A 17,618-nucleotide genomic window follows, 5' to 3' on the forward strand; every position below is an offset into this window, starting at 1 on the left:
GTGAAGCACTTTGGTTGGGGCAAAAAAAACCACCGCACCAGGCGGTGGTTATTCTGCGACTCGATCACTACTTCATGGTTGGCATCGAGAACTCTGCGCCTTCACGAACACTTGCCGACGGCCAGCGCTGCGTGATGGTTTTACGACGGGTGTAGAACCGGACGCCATCCGGGCCATAGGCGTGCAGGTCGCCAAACAGAGAGCGCTTCCAACCGCCGAAGCTGTGTGAAGCCACCGGTACCGGCAGCGGCACGTTGATTCCAACCATGCCCACCTGGATGTTGTCGCTGAAGTAACGGGCGGCTTCGCCATCGCGGGTGTAGATGCAGGTGCCATTGCCGTACTCATGAGCGTTGATCAGTTGCATGGCTTCTTGCATGGTGTTCACACGGATGACCTGCAGAACAGGGCCGAAAATTTCGGCTTTGTAGCTGGACATGTCGGCGGTGACCTTGTCGATCAAAGTTGCACCAACAAAGAAGCCATCTTCAAAGCCAGGGACGATGACGTCACGACCATCAACGACCACGCTGGCCCCCTGAGCCTCGGCGCTGGAGATGAAGCCGACAACCTTTTCTTGGTGCTGGCGAGTGATAACCGGCCCGAAGTCATTGCTACGCTCGGTGTGATTACCGACCTTCAGAGGCTTCATTGCCACCTGCAGCTTTTCGACCAGCGCGTCTGCTACTGCATCACCAACGGCGACAGCGACCGACAATGCCATGCAGCGCTCACCGGACGAGCCAAAGGCCGCACCAAGCAGGGAGTTCACCGCGTTATCAAGGTCTGCATCGGGCATCACGATCGCATGATTCTTCGCACCGCCAAGGGCCTGGCAGCGCTTGCCATTCGCAGTGGCGGTGGAGTAGATGTACTCCGCGATCGGGGTCGAGCCCACGAAGCTGACGGCCTGGATACGAGGATCATGCAGCAGGGTATCAACTGCCTCCTTGTCACCGTTCACCACGTTCAGCACACCCTTTGGCAGGCCAGCTTCATGCAGCAGCTGAGCGATCAGCAGGGTTGAGCTAGGATCGCGTTCGGAAGGCTTGAGGATGAAACAGTTGCCGCAGACCAGGGCCATGGGCAACATCCACAGCGGTACCATCACGGGGAAGTTGAACGGGGTAATGCCCGCCACAACACCCAGAGGCTGGAACTCGCTCCAAGAATCGATGTTCGGGCCTACGTTCTTGCTGTGCTCACCTTTGAGCAGTTCAGGAGCACCACACGCATACTCGACGTTCTCAATACCGCGCTGCAGTTCGCCAGCGGCGTCATGGGAGATTTTGCCGTGCTCCTCACCAATGAGAGTGCAGATACGCTCAGCATGCTGCTCCAGCAATTCCTTGAAGCGGTACATGACGCGGGCCCGTTTCATCGGCGGGGTATCCCGCCAGGCGGGGAATGCAGCCTCTGCCGCGGCAATCGCCTCCTCAACAGTGGCCTTGCTGGCCAGGGCGACCCATTTCTCTACCTTGCCGGTAGCCGGGTTGAAGACATCCTGAGTACGGTTGTCATCCAGGCGAACTTCGCCGTTGATCAAATGCCCGATCGTGTTCATCTAGTAATCTCCTACTTCGAATTCAAAAAATGCGATAACTACGGTTAGTCGCGACACCAGCGTTAAGCACAAACGGGGCAGTTCACCGCCAGAGAGCCTGGTACAGCTCCACCATCTCTTCTACGGTCGGTACTCGCGGATTGTTGCCTGGAGAGCCCGAAGCCAGTGCCTGTTCAGCCATGGTCGTCACCACTTCATCAAAGCGCTCGCGGGTCACACCAAACTCTTGGAGAGTTGGCACCGACAGGTCGCGATTGATCGCTTCCAGGAAGCTGACAAGCCGTGCATTGGCAACCGCATCCGGATCGCTTGGGCTTGCCGCCCCAATGGAACGCGAGCATTGGGCATAGCGCTCCGGCGCAGACGAGATTGAGTACGCCGTCACGGACGGCAGGAGCATGGCGTTCGACAGACCGTGAGGCACATGGAAGAAAGCGCCGATGGGACGACTCATGCCATGCACCAGGGCAACGGAAGCGTTGGAGAACGCGATACCGGCCAGCGTTGAGCCGATCATCATGGCTTCGCGCGCCTCCTCATCAGATCCGTTTTCGTAAACCCGGCGAAGGTTCGGCCCGATCAAGCGCATTGCTGCCAGTGCTTGCGTATCGCTGTAAGGGTTGGCCTTACGACTGACGTATGCCTCGATGGCATGAGTCAGCGCATCGATGCCGGTATCGGCCGTTGTTCGAACAGGCAGAGTCAGCGTGAGCTTGTAGTCGATCAACGCGGCGACAGGCATGAAGCCGACACCTGCGCAGAGCAACTTCTCGTCAGTCTTTTCATTGGTGATGATCGTAAAGCGCGTCACTTCCGACCCGGTGCCTGCCGTTGTAGGAACAGCGACGATCGGCAGGCCTGCCTCGTTGACCTGGCGGGGGAAACGATAGTCCTGAATCTCGCCGCCGAACTTGCCCAGGATGGCAATCGCCTTGGCGCTATCGATTGGGCTACCGCCTCCAAGCGCGACAATCGAGTCGAAGCTCCCCTCTCGCACCCGGGCAACGCCGGCAGCGATGGAAGCAGCAGTGGGCTCGGGCACGGTGTCGTCGAACACCTCGGAAGGGATATCCCGCTCCGACAGCAACGAGGTCAGGCGCTCGGCATAGCCCAGCTTGACCATCACCTTGTCCGTGATGATCAAAGGTCGCCGGCAGCCCAGCGAGTTGAGCACATCTGGCAATTTGAGGCTGGCATCGCCTCCGATTTCCATGATTCGCGGCAGGATGGCTTGTACCGACATGGATCACACCTCCAGGCTTTTCAGAAGCCAATATTTTTATATAACGAGACAAAACGTATCGCTATTGGCTTTTTATGTCGAGGGTGTCTTGGTGATTTTTTTCGTGCCTGCAAGGCCGGCACTCTCGATTGCGAAGGGCAAAAAAGCTTCAAACCCATCTGCTACAGGGCTCTCGGGATTTGATGCACGGCTCAGATGTTCGGCGATGCGGCGATTCACACCGAACCATGCGCTGCGACTGTGCTGCGGGATTGTTCGCGGAGTGCGTCGAGGTTGCTTCAGAGTGCGTCTATCAGGATCGCGATGCGAAATTGTGAGGCAGTGACTCCGTCAGTTAAAAATCGAGTCACCGGTTCTTTGCAGGGATGCGTAGAGCGCACGGAGAACCCGGGAAGCTGGAGCTGCCTGGTCACTCGACCAGCAGATCGAGCCTGAGGAATCAACCAGGTGCAAGATAGAGCGAGCAGCACCGTTGCGAATCAAGCGCGCAAGCTAACAGTGGCGATAACAGCCAAAACAACAAGCAGTAGACGTCAAGATTCATCACTGTCTAAAAGCCTTAGGCAATAACAATCCAATCAAGGAAGAGCAATCCCAAGCTACTTCCGGGCAGGTGATAAAATGCAATCCAACAATCAAAACAGTTCTCTCGTGACACCCAAAATCCGCAATGCGCGCATGGCAACCTTCTCTGGCTTCATGCTTCTGGGCGCCCTCTTCTACACATGGTCTGTCGGCGTCACTGCATTTCGCAATCACCTTGGCCTCTCCGGGAGCCTGGGCGACATGGACTTCGGCATGCTGGCACTGGGTATCGCCGTGGGTGCTGCGTTCGGCGCTTTCCTGGTCGGCTACGCGGTCGACTACTTCAGTCCGCGAGCTGTATTGCGAGTACTCCTCTGCGCCTATCCGGTCTCGTTCATTTGCTTGGCGGTGGCCCCTGAATACTGGTTCGCCATGGTGTTCGCCTGCATGCTCGGTTTCTTGCGCGGCGCCACAGACACAGCCCTGAACGCGCATGGTGTGGAGGTCGAGAGGTACTATCAACGCCCCATCATGTCCTCTTTCCACGCCTTCTTCTCACTGGGTGGCTTCCTGTTCGGCTTCATCGCCAGCTACCTGGCCGGCTTCTCCACCGACAGTGCCATTATTCCTTTCACAACCGCAGGCGTGTCACTTGCAATCCTGGGTCTGATTACCAGCAAATTCATGCTCGGCAAAGATGACCTTCTGCCTGTACCAACACCAACCGGTGCTGCTGCCTCGACCAGCCAGATGGATTGGCGCGTACTGTCTCTGATGGTCGTATTCGGCCTCATCCTGATCGCCGGCATGATTGGTGAGAGCTCTGTCAGCGACTGGGGACAGGAATTCATGCACCGCGAGCGCGGCATGAGCATCACCACCGCAGGCATGGCCATCAGCCTTTACACTGGTGCCGGCTTCATTGCTCGCTTGACCGGTGACTGGCTGGCGGCGCGAATTGGCCGCGCAAGCATGCTGTTCCTGAGCTGCGTCGTATCGATCGTCGGCATGCTCTGTGCCACCCTTAGCAAAGAGCCGCTCATGAGCGTCGTCGGCTGTGCGCTACTGGGTGCAGGTCTGGCTTGCATCGCTCCTCTGATGTTGGGTGCGGCCGGCCAGAAGGATCCTGCGAACGCAGGCCGAAACGTGGGCATCGTCAACGGCATCGGTTTCTTCGGCATGCTCGGCGGCCCAGCTATCTACTCGCTGATCATTACCACCTACGGAATCGAAGCACTCTTCTACCTGCCGCTGGTACTCATGGCGATCGTCACCGTCATCGCCCCGCTGAGCGTACGCGCCAAGGCAGCTAACCAGGCGTGCACCACCCCCGGAAATCTCGCCGTGCGTTAAGCGCCGGCTCGCCAGGTCTCAGCACCACCCGCATAAACCAGGGGCTCCCTGGTTTATGCGTTATCAGGACGCCCTACTCCTCCCCCAAGGGTTCCTCCACCAGGCTCGACAGTTCCGCCGCCGCCTGCTGAAGGTTTGGCTGGAATCGGAGCAGATCCGCCAGGCTCTTCCTCACCGTCGGTGCATGCGCGTAAAGGCACGCCATGAGGCGCCCACTTGCATCCTTGATAGGCACCGCGCAAGCCACCATGCCCTCTACAAACTCCTCGTTATCGATGCCGATCTCTGTCGACCTGTGAATCGCCCCTGGTTTCCTAGACACTCTCCAAGCTCAGGAAATAGCGTTTCTCATACTCTACTGGAGACAGCTGCATAGCACTGCTGTGTCGGCGTTTAGGGTTATAGAACATCTCGATGTAATCGAAAATATCACTTCGGGCTTCTTCACGGGTTGTGTAGATCTTTCGTCGGACTCGCTCCCGCTTCAAAAGCTGGAAAAAGCTCTCGGCTACGGCATTGTCGTGGCAGTTTCCCCGCCGGCTCATGCTGCTGATTACATTGTTGGCCTTCAAGAAACTTTGCCAATCCGAGCTACTGAACTGACTGCCTTGATCTGAGTGAATCATCACTTGCTGCTGAGGCTTGCGTCGCCAAACAGCCATCAACATCGCGTCGATAGCTAGGTCGCTGCTCATCCTTGGCTTCATTGACCAACCAATTACTTGGCGTGAGAACAGATCCAGCACTACCGCGAGGTAGAGCCACCCTTCATAGGTGCGGATGTAAGTGATATCTGTCACCCAGACCTTGTTCGGCTCACTGACCTTGAACTGCCGCGCGAGGTGGTTGGGCGAGGCCACTGTTGGTTTTCCACCATAGAACCCTGGACGCCGCCGATAGCCCGTTTGAGAACGCAGCCCCTCCGCCTGCATCAAGCGCCCGACTCGATTTCGACCGCATTCCTCTCCCAGCTCACGCAGGTCATCGTGAATTTTGCGGTAGCCGTATACACCTCCGCTTTCCAGCCAAGCGTGTTTGATCAAGCCAAGCAGACGTTGATCTTCTTTTGCTCGGGAAGATTGAGGCTCGGCCAGCCAGGCGTAATAACCGCTGGGGTGCACCTTGAGGGTATGGCAAAGGCGCCGCACCGGGTAATCAGTCGAGTGCTTCTTGATGAAGGCGTACTTCAGCCGCACTCCTTGGCAAAGTACGCGGCGGCCTTTTTTAAGATGTCTCGCTCTTCCGTCACGCGCTTGAGTTCAGCGCGTAGCTTGCGCAGTTCGGCCTGCTGATCGTCGTCTTGCTGACGCTGCTCTTGGGGCTTGCTGTAGACCTTGATCCAGGCGTAAAGGCTGTGCACGGACATACCCAGGCGCTGGGCGACATCGGCGACAGGTTTGCCTTTCTCGGTCACTTGCTTGACCGCTTCGATCTTGAATTCTTCGGGGTAACGCTGACGACTCATGGCTCCTCCTATTTGGGCCTCATTATGAGGCTTGGAGGTGTCTACGAAACTAGGGGCGATTCACTGATCTTCAACAGCTCAAGCTCCAGTTGCTCAGCACTGGTAATAGTATTTTTCGAGAGCCGCTTGAGGGCGAGATTTTGAAGTATTTGCTGACGGCGAGACTTAGAGAACGTGCTCAAGTACAACTTCCCACTGGCCGTGCACCACATGGGAACATGCGCCCCCTCAGGAAGGTGCAACTGCAACGGCCAGTCACTTTGAACACGGTCGTAATACACCATATCAATACCGTCGGGCATCGCGATGCCACAAGTCTCATCCAACTCACTTGACAGTCGACGCAAAATTGATTGCCGGAGTGCCTTGTAGCGACTGGCGTAAATGACGCCCATGGCTATTTTATGAAGCCGCGCTGTTGGCACAACCAGCCCACGCATATTGGTTTGGAGGTAACCATCAGCCTGAATCTGTTGAAGCAAGCGATGAATACTTGGCTTCGGAATATCCAACATAAATGCCAGGTCTGCCGGGGACAGGGCCGCCTTGGCCAGCGCGACAGCCTCGATAATCTCCATGACGCGCGAGATGGAGGATCCCTTAATCCTGCCAGTGTTACTTTCACTCATTCAAAACACCATTTTGTCATAAGTCAGTTACGGAACATGCAGCGGCGTGCCCACCCTCAAAGACCTGAAACAGAGCGGATACATTGCTCGACACAGTAGACCGAACGTCGATTCTGACGCAGAATGTACAGGATTGAGACAGCAAAACTCAAAAATCGGAGAATGCCATTGAAAACCCTGCCTTGCTTCAGATGGCACAAAGCATGCTCGAGTTTTCAATCACCGTGTAGCTCGATGAAGTGTGTGCCCCCAGTTTCCTCCAGTATTGGGAGTGATACTGCCGAAGCTTACAGCTTGGGCGGGCCGCTATTCGTAGTGGAGGATTATAAGAAATGCCTGTAACGATTACGCCCAATCTAGTTGAACGCAGTCAAAACCGGTACGACTTGCAGCTCAATCTTCAGAAAAACTTAATGACGCTTGTAGAGTCCTGCCGTTCTGTTGCAGACCTGTGTCGAAAAGTTGATGTCAATCGGCAACAGTTCAACAAGTATCTCGCGGGACAGCACCTGCCTTCTCAGAAAATCCTGCAGAAAATCTCCAGGTATTTCATGATGGAGGTTGACGACTTATTCCGATCGCCCCTTGAGTTTAAAAGCTTCTACGAAGGATTTGAAAACGAACTGCCGATGGGGCTCCGCTCATCAAAAGAGTTCACGCACTTCTTGCCACTGGCCAAAAACTCGCCTGAGCAATTGAACGATTATCTGGGTGTTTATTACCGCTATCACAACTCGTCAATTTACAAGGGTCGCATTCTTCGCTCGGTCACCTGCCTGTACCGCGCTGAGTCGATGGTGCAGTACGTCACCGTGGAACGCTTCCCGCTGCTGGATGGCAGTGGAAAAATCGGCTGCTCGTTCACCTATCACGGGTTCTGCTTGTTGCTGGGCGACCGAATCTTCATGATCGACTTTGAGAGCAAGCAGCGCAACGAGATTACCTGCTCGATCCTTACGCCACAGCACCGACGCCCCATTCGCTTCCTCTACGGCCTGATAACCGGTGTAGCGTCCACGTCCTACCGGCAGCCGTTCTCTACGCGCATGGCGCTTGGATACGTGGACAAAGGGCTGATCCGCCGCGAGCACCTCAGGAACGCGACTGTGATACTGCCCAGCGACCTGTCCGTGCCGCTGGAAGTGCGCGAGTACATGACAGGGGATAGCTCGACCATCCTGTGGGGTGGTGAGGGCTGAGTCAGCACGCGCGCCACTCGCAAACCGGGCAAACGAAAAAAGGCTGGTCATCACTGACCAGCCTTTTTCATGAGCGCACGGTGCTACTCAGCAGCCGCACCGAACGGAACATCCTTACCGCCGTAGCGGCGAACACGAATGTTGGCCTGCTCGGCGTGGCCAGTGAATTTCTCCAGGATACACAGACGGGAGCAGTATTCACCGATCATGGCCGAGGCCTCGTCTGTGAGGATGCGCTGATACGTACAGGTCTTCAGGAACTTGCCAACCCACAGACCGCCGGTGTAACGAGCAGCACGCGAAGTAGGCAGCGTGTGGTTGGTACCGATCACCTTGTCGCCATACGCAACGTTGGTGCGGGCGCCCAGGAACAGCGCGCCGTAATTCTGCAGGTTGTTCAGGAAGTAGTCCGGATCACGAGTCATCACCTGGACGTGCTCGGAAGCCAGACGGTTCGCTTCCACGATCATCTCTTCCTGGCTTTGGCAGATGATAACCTCACCGTAGTTGTCCCAAGCCTTGCGCGCGATCTCAGCAGTGTCCAACAGCCCCAGCAGACGCTCGATCTCAGCCAGGGTGTCTTCACCCAGCTTGCGCGAGGTCGTAATCAGCACTGCCGGCGAGGTCGGGCCATGCTCAGCCTGACCTAGCAGGTCGGTTGCCACCAGCTCGCCGTCAACCGAGTCATCCGCAACAACCAGGGTCTCGGTAGGGCCAGCGATCAGGTCGATACCGATCTTGCCGAACAGCTGACGCTTGGCTTCTGCAACGTAGGCGTTACCTGGGCCAACGATCATGTCGACCTCAGGGAATTCACCGATACCCAAGGCCATCGAAGCAACGGCTTGCACACCACCGATACAGTAGATCTCATCGGCGCCGGCCAAGTGAATTGCAGCGATCACCGGAGCGCTTGGACGACCTTCGAAGGGCGGGGAAGTCGCGATAACCTTCTTCGCACCGGCGACCTTGGCAGTAATGATGCCCATGTGAGCCGAGGCCAACAGCGGGTACTTGCCACTCGGGATGTAACAGCCAACCGTCTCAACCGGGATGTTCTTGTGACCCAGGATCACGCCAGGCAGCGTCTCGACCTCGATGTCTTTCATCGAGTTGCGCTGATGCTGAGCGAAGTTACGAACCTGTGCCTGAGCAAACTTGATGTCATCAATCTGCTGCGGGGTCAGCTCGGCCAGGCATTCGTCGATTTGCGCTTGAGTCAGGCGGAAGCTGGCGGGGTCCCATTTATCAAACGTTGCCGAGTATTGGTGAACTGCCACTTCGCCGCGGTTGCTGATGTCGGAAATCATCTCCTCGACGATTCGGCGTACTTGTACGCTGTCCGCCTCTCCAGCTGGCTGAGTGGTTGAAGATTTCAGATAGTACGCCATGGGTTGTTCCCTTTTGTTGATTTGCTTCGCCTAGGACGGATGCGCTCAAAATGAGCTTGGTTCTCCCATCCGATGAGCGAAGTATTCCCAAGAGTCCATAGCGCGCTCAATTTCGCAGCTCCAACCTGATTGACGCACAGTGACGCATTTGCAGGCGTAGTTTGAGAAAAAACCCAGCAGTTCCCGTACGGCAGGCTCAAGTCCCGGCGTAGCAGCCACAGAGATCAGGCAAGACCAACGGCAGAAAATCGAGATAGGCCGCATAGACCTTGCATCGTGCGTCAGGTGTGACGTGCGACGCAGGTAAGAGCGCTTCAGCGTGCGTACTGCGGGGCCGGGAAAGAAAGGTCATTCTGTAGCACCGGCCCTGCCCCCTCACGCGCAACGATCACCTCAACAAGTGACGGCCCATTGCTTTTCAGCGCCTTCTGATACACCGACTTCAATTGCGAAGCGTGCTCCACACGCCAGGCATCGAGCCCGAAATTCCTCGCAACCTCTGCGTAGTGTGGAGAATATGGTTTGCCATCTGGAAAGTTGAATTCGCAACCATAATGGCGCCCGAACACCCCGTTCTGCCCGTCGCGCAGCGACATGTATCCGCTGTTGTTGAACACGACGAACAGGACAGGAATGGTATGCATCACGCAGACCGCCAGTTCCTGGAGCGAGTGGAGGAAATCGCCATCACCGACCAGGCAGATGACTTGGCGAGCGGGCATGGCGAGCCTGGCGCCGATTGCAGCAGGAACTGCCCAACCGAGCGATGACGAGTCACCACACGTGAGGTGAGTGCGCGGGTGGTAGATGGGAAACATCTGGTGCACCGCCCCTTTGACGCCGCCTGAGCCTACAACGATGATTGCGTCGCTTTCGATCCAGTTGCGAAGCTCCAGCAGCGGTCGCTGCAGGTTGAAAGGAGCACAGTCACTGTTACTCAGCAACTCGACCTGCTCATCCCACTGCTGTCTCAGGGCAATAATTTCCTTCAGATAGGGCGCCCGCCTGGTGGCCAACTGCGTGCGTTGAGCCGCGGTGATTGCCGATCCAATTGCATCCAGGGCCAGCTTCGCATCTGCAACGATTGCCAGGTCGACGTCATGGCGCTTGCCAATCTGCTTTGCATCGATATCGATGTGCACCAGACACGCATGAGCAAGGGCAGAATCTCGTCCCCCGCCCCACCCCAGGTCCAACACATTCTCCAGCCGGCTGCCAACAGCCAGGATCAGGTCTGCACTACTCAAAAGACAGTTGCCACAAGTACTGCCTAGACGGCCGATAGCGCCGCCATTGAGGGCATGATCATCAGGGAATGCGCCCTTGCCACCGGATGTACTGACGACCGGAGCGTGCAGGTACTCGGCCAGTTTCACCAATTCATCAGTGACGTCAGCATTGATGACGCCACCCCCCACCAGAATCACCGGGCGCTGGGCATCACAAAGCAGCGCAGCAGCATTCGACACCACCTGCGCATCCGGACATGACTTGAGATTGGCCTGCCGCTGAACCGAGAAATCGAGTTTGGCTTCTGACGTGCCGATCTGCGCACTGACCGATAATGCAAGGCTGGCAGGCCCAGGCCGACCCGATAGCATGCTAACGAATGCCTGCCTCAGAACCTCCGGAATTGCGTCGACCTCGTTCACGTAGCAATCGACCTTGCAAAGTGTTGCTCTATCGCCTCGAGACGCGGTTTTCGCAGCGTCAACCAACGACCTTTCCTTATCCCCGCTCAGAACCAGTACGGCAGAAGAATTCGCTGACGCCGTAGCCAACGCACAGACAGCTTTAGACGTTTCCAAACCGGCTGGCAGTAACGCTGCCATCGGCCGTCCGCAGGCTCGAAAGAAACCATCGGCCAGATGAACGGCGCTCTGTTCCTGCATGACCTGGATGAAGGGAATCTCGGATCCAGGCTCAAGGAAGGCATCCACCATGGCCCAAGAACCGTAGCCGGGAATGCCAGCAACGTACTGTACCCCGTGGGCTTTTAGCGCTTTTGCCAGAATCTGGCCCCCAGTGAGCTTCATTGGAATACCTTCTTGTTGAACGCCGATGACGAGGTGCGAGCCTGCTGCAAGGAACACTTCCAGGACCGAAGATTATTTTTCCCATCAGGCGAGATCTCCATTTCGCACCCCTTGAAAAATCGACGCAATGAGACGCACACGTTCGGGCTCACCCACGCTTGAGCCCAAGCTCCACAAGATGAAGCCCGATGAAAAACATCGGAACTCAGTCTGTCAGGCGTAAGGGGGTTCGAAGAACTGCATCGCAGATTGGTAAGCGAGTTCAGCCATCTGATCCACCGCAAGCCCACGATGAATGCCCGATATGATCTCGACGCCCCAGGGCCCGTCAAAGCCCGTCTGCCTCACATTGTGAATGAACCCGCAGATATCGATCTCTCCGTCGCCGATGAGCAACCTCTGGTGGTTGGACTGCTCTATCAGGTTGTCCGACATCACGAACATGGCGTCACTCAGCTCCACGCCCTTGATCAAAGGTGCTGGGATCTTGGCAATCTCGGACATCTCCATGCCACCATAAGCTACGTGCCAACTGTCGATGACCATGCCTGCGTTATCGTGCAAGCCTTGGGTGACTGCCATGACCTTGTCGATAGTCGATACTTTGGAGAAAGGCATGAACTCGATAGCTACGTCGATGGAGAATTCAGCTGCGACTTCGCACAAGGCCAGCAAAGAGGCCCGCATGCCCGCTACATCAAGGTCGCCCTGCTCCAACACACCAGCCCCACATTTGAGTCGCTGGGCCCCGATAGCCGCCGCGAACTCCAGAAGCTGCTTTCGCTTGTAGTCGGAAGCTTGCTTTTTGCTTCCTTGCAAGTGCCAATCGGTCAGGAATTCGACTTCAGCGTACTCCAGGCCATGCTCTTTGAGCAGATTGGCGACTTCTCGAATACCAATGGTCTGCTCCAAGTGAAGCAAATCAGCATAGGTGAACCCCAGCCCACTCCAACCGGCCTTACTTGCTGCAGATACACGATCCTGAAGGCTAAAAGTGGCGACCTCACTGGGCGCGCCAGGAAACGTGTTCCCAGCCAGTGTCCAGTACGAAGCGATCAATTGAGTTTTCTTGTTTTTCATGCAGAGCACCTGAACTCAAGAACATGGCAGTGAGCAACCTGATCAAGCAGGCAATATGGGCAATTGCGGCAGTTGGCCGAAACTTCGCAGCCCATCAAATCGCGACGCAGATCGACGCACAGCGTTGTGCTCCCAGATTTTTCCAGAAGGATTGAATCGCCACGGATGCTGCAGACACCTTCTTTACCTGCGTGGCCGCCCCCGGTAGTCCACGAGCGAAGGAATGTCGCGCCCGCAACGCCCCTGCAGCGAGGCAAAAAAAGATCGTGGCCATTTGCTATATCGCCGAGTGCCTACTACTTTTCCAAGCGCCACCGTCGCGTCACCAGGAAGGTGGCCACCTCCCCCCCAGTCCATGCAGCAAGGAGCTCTCAGAATGGGTATCAGTGCCAAAGTAAATGCTGAGTTTTTGATCGACAACAAGACCTACAAAGCTTCGCTCAACATCCCCAACTCCGCACCGACTGCCGATAAGCCGTTCATCTTCACTGTCACCTCCAAAGGCGAAGCCGCAGACGCGGTACTGCAGACACTTCTCGAAGTCGCTGTCGGCGCCACCGACCAGGTATACGTTGCAGTTGCACCCCCCATGGACCTGATCTCCGACGCCATTGGTGGTGACGCCAAGGTCGTCCAGGCGCTCAACGTTGAAGTCTCCGAAGGCAAATACAAAGACGGGAAATTCGAAGCCTAGGCCTGACTCCTCCACGGTGGGGCATGTCACTATGCCCCACCGCATTGATGTACCTGCCTGCGGGAGGGCCCCTCGCCCATGGATATCCGCGTTACGGCGCACTTTGCCTGGTCGGAGATTTTTGGTCGCAAGATCGCCGCCCGAAGCAAGTGCCAGCTGGACCTGTCACGCCAGTACAGCCTGATCTATGCAGACCTGGGAACAGAGGATGCACAGGGGTGGAATGTTCTCGCTGAACTCAACAAAGCCTTCGATATCGAGCTTCCGGCCGAATATCTGAGGGTGATGGATGCCGGGTTCTTCACATTCAGTCATTTCGGCAACGGGGCGGTCCCCCCGAACACCTCTTTGCACAAGATTTTCCCGCAATCGCCGGTTCCACTCAGTGTCTCCAGGGCCACCGAGCCGATGACCAATACAGCGGGGTTTTGGCTGACGGTAAGCCTCGACGATATCAAGCTGTTCGGCAGCCTGATCGAAATAGGGTACGCCTCGCCCTCTGGCGACGGTGACAAACTTTCACTCTCCGCGGTGCTGGCTAGAGGGACTGTCGCCGGCAAGGCGGTGAGTGACGCGATCTACTTGGCCAGCTTGCCGAACATCCGCTTGTTCAAGCTGTTCGGCTTTGAAGAGGTCGAGGTTCGATATCGCTTCAAGGAAGCCAGACAGCTCAATGTCAAAGGCAAGCTGCGTGTGTCCCTTTTTGATGAGAAGCAGTATCTGTTCGAAGGGGTACTGAACTCGGACGAGGTCAACAGAACCTTCTCAGCCTGCTTGAAAAGTGCCGAACCCGATCAAAGCGTTACCAGGCTCTTCGGCGACCAGATGCGTGGCATTACCTTCCAGCGCCTGGTGTTCGGGATATTCGCTCGCTATGGCGACAACGAAGATCAACGAACATTCCAGGTCCAGGGTACGGTCAGAGTCGGCTCAGCCCAGCTGACCGGGTACATCTACCTGCACAACGGCAAACCCCAGGTGGCCAGCATAAAAGTCGACAAGGCACTGTCGATCGGTGATGTGTTCAACCAATGCATCCCGGGGGCCCCGTGGCCGACCTCGCTCATCGACATCACCTTCAAGGCAGGCAGCGAGCTGTATTACCGCTCGGCCGCTGGAAGCCAACTCGCAAGACTGGAGACATTCTCATGCCCTGCCGAGGGGGACCTGCCCGATCGTCAACTTAGCGCCAGCATCGACTACCAGAATGGGTTCAACATAAGGGCGCTGTTCGACCTGACACTCGTCAAGACCCTGGAAGTGGTCGGCACGATCCAGATTGCCGAGGATGGCGTCACTGCCGATATCAGCCTGGGCAAGCCCATCGACCTCTTCATCGTGACCATCGCGGCATCACGCGCCTCACAGCCCATCGGCGGGCCTGCGTTCGAGCTGTCTACCGTCGAGAAGAAATCCTCTATGGGTTTCGTTGGCAGCCTATGGTTCATGCAGGAACAATTTGGCGTCGACGTCCGCGTGAAAGCCACCAGAAACGCGAAGGGAAACACCCAGGTCGACGGTACGCTCACGGCGCTATCGAACTACCCACCGTTCCTGCCCGCTGGCACATCCCTGGGGCTTCGGTACAGCAAGGACGGTGGCTTCCAGGTGACGAACTGGCCAAGTTTCGAGTATCTGACCAACGCCATCGATTTCATCAAGACACTGCAGAAACTCTCCGACCAGGGCAGCGCCGGGTGCGGCAAACTCGTCGGGTTCGCCTTCGAGAAGCTTCTACAGTCGAAATTCCGCGTGAGTGTCTCGTTTGGTACCCAGGAAAATGATGAGGGGGTAACGCTGGTCCTCGATGGGTCCTATACGCTCTGCGTCGCGCAGACCTCCCTCACCGCGGTAGCGATTCCATTTCCAGGGTTGGTGTCGATCCCCCTACCCAACTCGATCAGCTTTTCCGAGTTGGGCAACTACATCGAACGTGCTCTGGCTGCAGCAGCTGAATCATTTGTCAAAGCCCTGGTGAAAAACCGAGAGGCCATTGCTGCCGTCATTGGCCTCACCGCGGGAAAAGCCGCGGCCTCCTATGCCGCTACTCTTGCCTGCCAGGCCTTGATCGACGGTGTAGCAGCAGATGCTGTTGTTGCGACAGCTGCAGAGACCCTTGCCGCAGCCACAGCCGCAGAGGCGGGGGCCGGCGCTGCTGGGGCCCTGGTCGCCGGGGCCGTAGTCGCGGTTGCAGATTTCTTTGCTGGCACAGGCACAGGGACTGGCACTGGCACTGGCGGCACAGGAACAGGAACAGGAACCGCGACACAGAGCCCGCCTGTTGATCCGCGAGTCACCATCACCAACCGTGTGGTCACTCTGACCTGGGGGGGTGGCCAGGGCAATGCGCGCTATCACGCGCAATTGCTCGACAGTGCCGCGACCATCCTGCTGAACAACCCGGACCTGGCGGGTGCGGCCCGGCAGACCCAGTTCGAGTTTGGCCCAGAGTGGCCTTCAGGCCCTTACACGGCCCAGGTCCAGGGTGTTCATGAACAATCGGCCACCCGCTGGGCGGCGGCTCCCTTCAACCGGCTGACAGCGCCGGCCCAACCCAGCGCTCAAGCAGACACCACGGTCCCGGCGCCAGCATATGGAGTGCAGCTGAGTTGGGCACCGATTGCCGGGGCCTCCTCGTACGAGCTCTCTACCCGCCTGCCGGGGAGTGCGACCGATAGGGTCCAGATCGAGCCCGGCGCAGATCAGTCGCTCCCACCTGCGACATACGCATTCATTTTCGAAGAGGCTTCCCCAGCGGGGGATTATCGCTTCAGCGTAACGGCCAAGGGTGGGCATGCATCCGTAGCGAGTCCAGACAGCGAGCCGCTGACGCTTGTACGTCCAGGCCAGCCCCAGGACTTCCAGGCCAGCAGTATCGGCAGCAATGTTGTGTTGCGCTGGCGTTCGGTTGCTGGTGCATTGCGCTACCAGGCATTGGCGCAGAAGAAAGGGGCTGCCCCTCTGGTTATTGAGCTGCACGCCCGGGAGGAAAGCGGCGTCGAGCATGCAGACTTCGCTCTACCCTGCCCTTCGCATTCGCCTTCCGTTTACCAGGTGCAGGTCTGGGCGCTGCCTGGCGCCGACCAGGTGAACTACGTAGCGGGCGTGCCGTCGGCCGTCGTCGAGGTGACGATTACGCCCTATGCAACCGCATCAGAAATGGCCACCGCGCTGCATGCCCTCACTATCGAGGGGAGCGCGTGCGGTACACAGTTGATAGCGGCATTCCCGAACCTGACACCGCAGACTTTGGCCATCGCCATGGCGCAAGGCGGCTACCCGGCCATTGAGACCAGCAATGGCCTGCTTGCTGTGTGGCCTGATACCCCACCTCTTGAGCTGGCGACCGTACTTGCCCTGGCGTATCCCGATCCGTTGCAGTTTGCCGCCTCCCAGCGTGGCCAGGGCGTGCCTGGTGAGCTGTGCGCAGTCAATCTGTTGAAGGCATTCCCACAGCTTGGCGTATCAGAGATGGCGCGCGCCATGGCAAAGGCAGGTTACCCCGCAACGGACACAGCGACAGGCCTCAAGTTGGCGTACCCCGCCATCTCGCCTGTGGAGCTATCAACTGCGCTGGTGCTCGCTTATCAGTGACGCCGCCATGCCGAGCAAGAAGATCCACCGTTCAACTGCGTCATTCACCCCATTACAAACAGCGACTACGAGAGGTAAACAGCATGAGCACCGAAACCCTGATCAGCATCCTGCAGTCTCTTAAGCAACAAGGGCTGAGCCCCCTTGAGGCGGTCAAAGAGGCACTGGCCCAGCTCCAGTCACATGCCCGAGGGGCTACCACCGACAACACCGCAGTGGCCGAAGCCGTGATCGAGGTTTTCTCGCCCCTGACCGCGACCCAACTCGCAATCATCCTGCACACCACCTATCCGGACCTGACTGCGCTTGACGTCGGGAAAACCATTCTCAACCCGAAAGTGCTGCCAGCCACACCGGCCACCGAGATGAATGAAGCCCTTGGCAAAGCGGGTTTCGACGCCTCCAGCGTCAGTGATGCAGTGAACATCCTGTATCCGGTTACCGTGACCATTCAGGCCAATCAAGCCTGGCAGCAAAGCGGCCTGACAGTGACTGGCCGCCAGGTCACCCTGATTGCAGCGCAAGGCTCCTGGACTTCCAACCCGGCAACAGGGAAAACAGGCCCGGCCGGCAACACGAACTATCGCGCCAAGCAAGGCTATACCCTGCCAGGCCAGTTCGAGGGGGCCCTGATCGGCCGCATTGGCGACAACGCACCGTTTCTGGTTGGGCCTCAGGTCAAGGTGCCGGCAGGACAGTCGGGGGCCTTGCAACTGTGCATCAACGATGACCTCAAAGGGATTTATGGTGCGGGCCTGACGGACAACGTCGGTAGCATGCAGGTAGACATCCGCACGCAAGGCGAATAGCCGATGCTGCCAGCCCGGTGGCTACCTCACCGGGCT

Annotated in this window: 13 protein-coding genes; 5 read left to right on the forward strand and 8 right to left on the reverse strand. The window is 57.4% G+C overall.

Features of this window, described 5'->3' with window-relative positions:
- Nucleotides 1-67: 67 nt before the first annotated feature.
- Both V9K84_RS08530 and V9K84_RS08535 read right to left on the reverse strand, forming a co-directional pair.
- Nucleotides 68-1,564: a CoA-acylating methylmalonate-semialdehyde dehydrogenase gene (locus V9K84_RS08530; protein ID WP_043859784.1), complete on the reverse strand. Its 1,497-nt coding sequence runs from the start codon at nt 1,562-1,564 to the stop codon at nt 68-70.
- Between the two features lie 82 nt (nt 1,565-1,646).
- A complete protein-coding gene (locus tag V9K84_RS08535) occupies nt 1,647-2,807 on the reverse strand; it encodes an iron-containing alcohol dehydrogenase (RefSeq protein WP_088515023.1) in 1,161 nt (386 codons plus the stop codon).
- A 621-nt stretch (nt 2,808-3,428) separates the two neighbouring features.
- Between V9K84_RS08535 and V9K84_RS08540 the strand changes: the two genes are divergently transcribed.
- Nucleotides 3,429-4,685, forward strand: a complete 1,257-nt coding sequence (locus V9K84_RS08540; RefSeq protein WP_088515024.1) for an MFS transporter — start codon at nt 3,429-3,431, stop codon at nt 4,683-4,685.
- Nucleotides 4,686-4,758: 73 nt separating this feature from the next.
- Here the strand turns inward: V9K84_RS08540 and V9K84_RS08545 are convergent, their stop codons facing one another.
- The 3 genes from V9K84_RS08545 to V9K84_RS08555 all read right to left on the reverse strand — a co-directional run bounded on the left by V9K84_RS08545 (nt 4,759) and on the right by V9K84_RS08555 (nt 6,779).
- Nucleotides 4,759-4,935 (reverse strand): hypothetical protein, encoded by a 177-nt coding sequence (locus tag V9K84_RS08545; RefSeq protein WP_338794407.1) that lies wholly within the window; start codon nt 4,933-4,935, stop codon nt 4,759-4,761.
- Nucleotides 4,936-4,999: 64 nt separating this feature from the next.
- Nucleotides 5,000-6,150, reverse strand: a protein-coding gene (locus V9K84_RS08550) for an IS3 family transposase (protein ID WP_095160079.1) whose coding sequence is annotated in 2 segments (ribosomal slippage) — nt 5,000-5,907 and nt 5,907-6,150 — 1,152 coding nt in all. Because the reading frame shifts where the segments join, the coding sequence is not laid out codon by codon here.
- A gap of 41 nt (nt 6,151-6,191) precedes the next feature.
- Entirely contained in the window at nt 6,192-6,779 is a 588-nt protein-coding gene (locus V9K84_RS08555; RefSeq protein WP_338794331.1) for an IclR family transcriptional regulator C-terminal domain-containing protein, read from the reverse strand.
- Between the two features lie 332 nt (nt 6,780-7,111).
- Between V9K84_RS08555 and V9K84_RS08560 the strand changes: the two genes are divergently transcribed.
- Nucleotides 7,112-7,978 carry a helix-turn-helix transcriptional regulator gene (locus V9K84_RS08560; protein WP_043859788.1) on the forward strand — a complete coding sequence of 289 codons (867 nt, stop codon included), beginning with the start codon at nt 7,112-7,114 and terminating at the stop codon, nt 7,976-7,978.
- 83 nt (nt 7,979-8,061) lie between these two features.
- Here the strand turns inward: V9K84_RS08560 and hisD are convergent, their stop codons facing one another.
- The 3 genes from hisD to V9K84_RS08575 all read right to left on the reverse strand — a co-directional run bounded on the left by hisD (nt 8,062) and on the right by V9K84_RS08575 (nt 12,485).
- Nucleotides 8,062-9,369 carry a histidinol dehydrogenase gene (hisD, locus tag V9K84_RS08565; protein ID WP_088515025.1) on the reverse strand — a complete coding sequence of 436 codons (1,308 nt, stop codon included), beginning with the start codon at nt 9,367-9,369 and terminating at the stop codon, nt 8,062-8,064.
- 314 nt (nt 9,370-9,683) lie between these two features.
- Entirely contained in the window at nt 9,684-11,405 is a 1,722-nt protein-coding gene (locus V9K84_RS08570) for a thiamine pyrophosphate-binding protein (RefSeq protein WP_052504248.1), read from the reverse strand.
- 213 nt (nt 11,406-11,618) lie between these two features.
- Nucleotides 11,619-12,485: a sugar phosphate isomerase/epimerase family protein gene (locus V9K84_RS08575; protein ID WP_043861264.1), complete on the reverse strand. Its 867-nt coding sequence runs from the start codon at nt 12,483-12,485 to the stop codon at nt 11,619-11,621.
- A 376-nt stretch (nt 12,486-12,861) separates the two neighbouring features.
- Here V9K84_RS08575 and V9K84_RS08580 point away from each other — a divergent pair, with 376 nt between their 5' ends.
- The 3 genes from V9K84_RS08580 (at nt 12,862) to V9K84_RS08590 (ending at nt 17,582) form a co-directional block, all read left to right on the forward strand.
- Complete coding sequence (locus V9K84_RS08580) at nt 12,862-13,179, forward strand: hypothetical protein (protein ID WP_043861263.1); 318 nt, start codon at nt 12,862-12,864, stop codon at nt 13,177-13,179.
- A 78-nt stretch (nt 13,180-13,257) separates the two neighbouring features.
- Nucleotides 13,258-16,773, forward strand: coding sequence for a hypothetical protein (locus tag V9K84_RS08585; protein WP_338794332.1), 3,516 nt, complete (start codon nt 13,258-13,260; stop codon nt 16,771-16,773).
- Between the two features lie 83 nt (nt 16,774-16,856).
- Nucleotides 16,857-17,582 (forward strand): hypothetical protein, encoded by a 726-nt coding sequence (locus V9K84_RS08590; protein ID WP_088515027.1) that lies wholly within the window; start codon nt 16,857-16,859, stop codon nt 17,580-17,582.
- Nucleotides 17,583-17,618 lie beyond the last annotated feature (36 nt).

Origin of the sequence: Pseudomonas sp. AE27 (genome assembly GCF_037113495.1) — a bacterium.
Lineage (GTDB): Bacteria > Pseudomonadota > Gammaproteobacteria > Pseudomonadales > Pseudomonadaceae > Aquipseudomonas > Aquipseudomonas palmensis.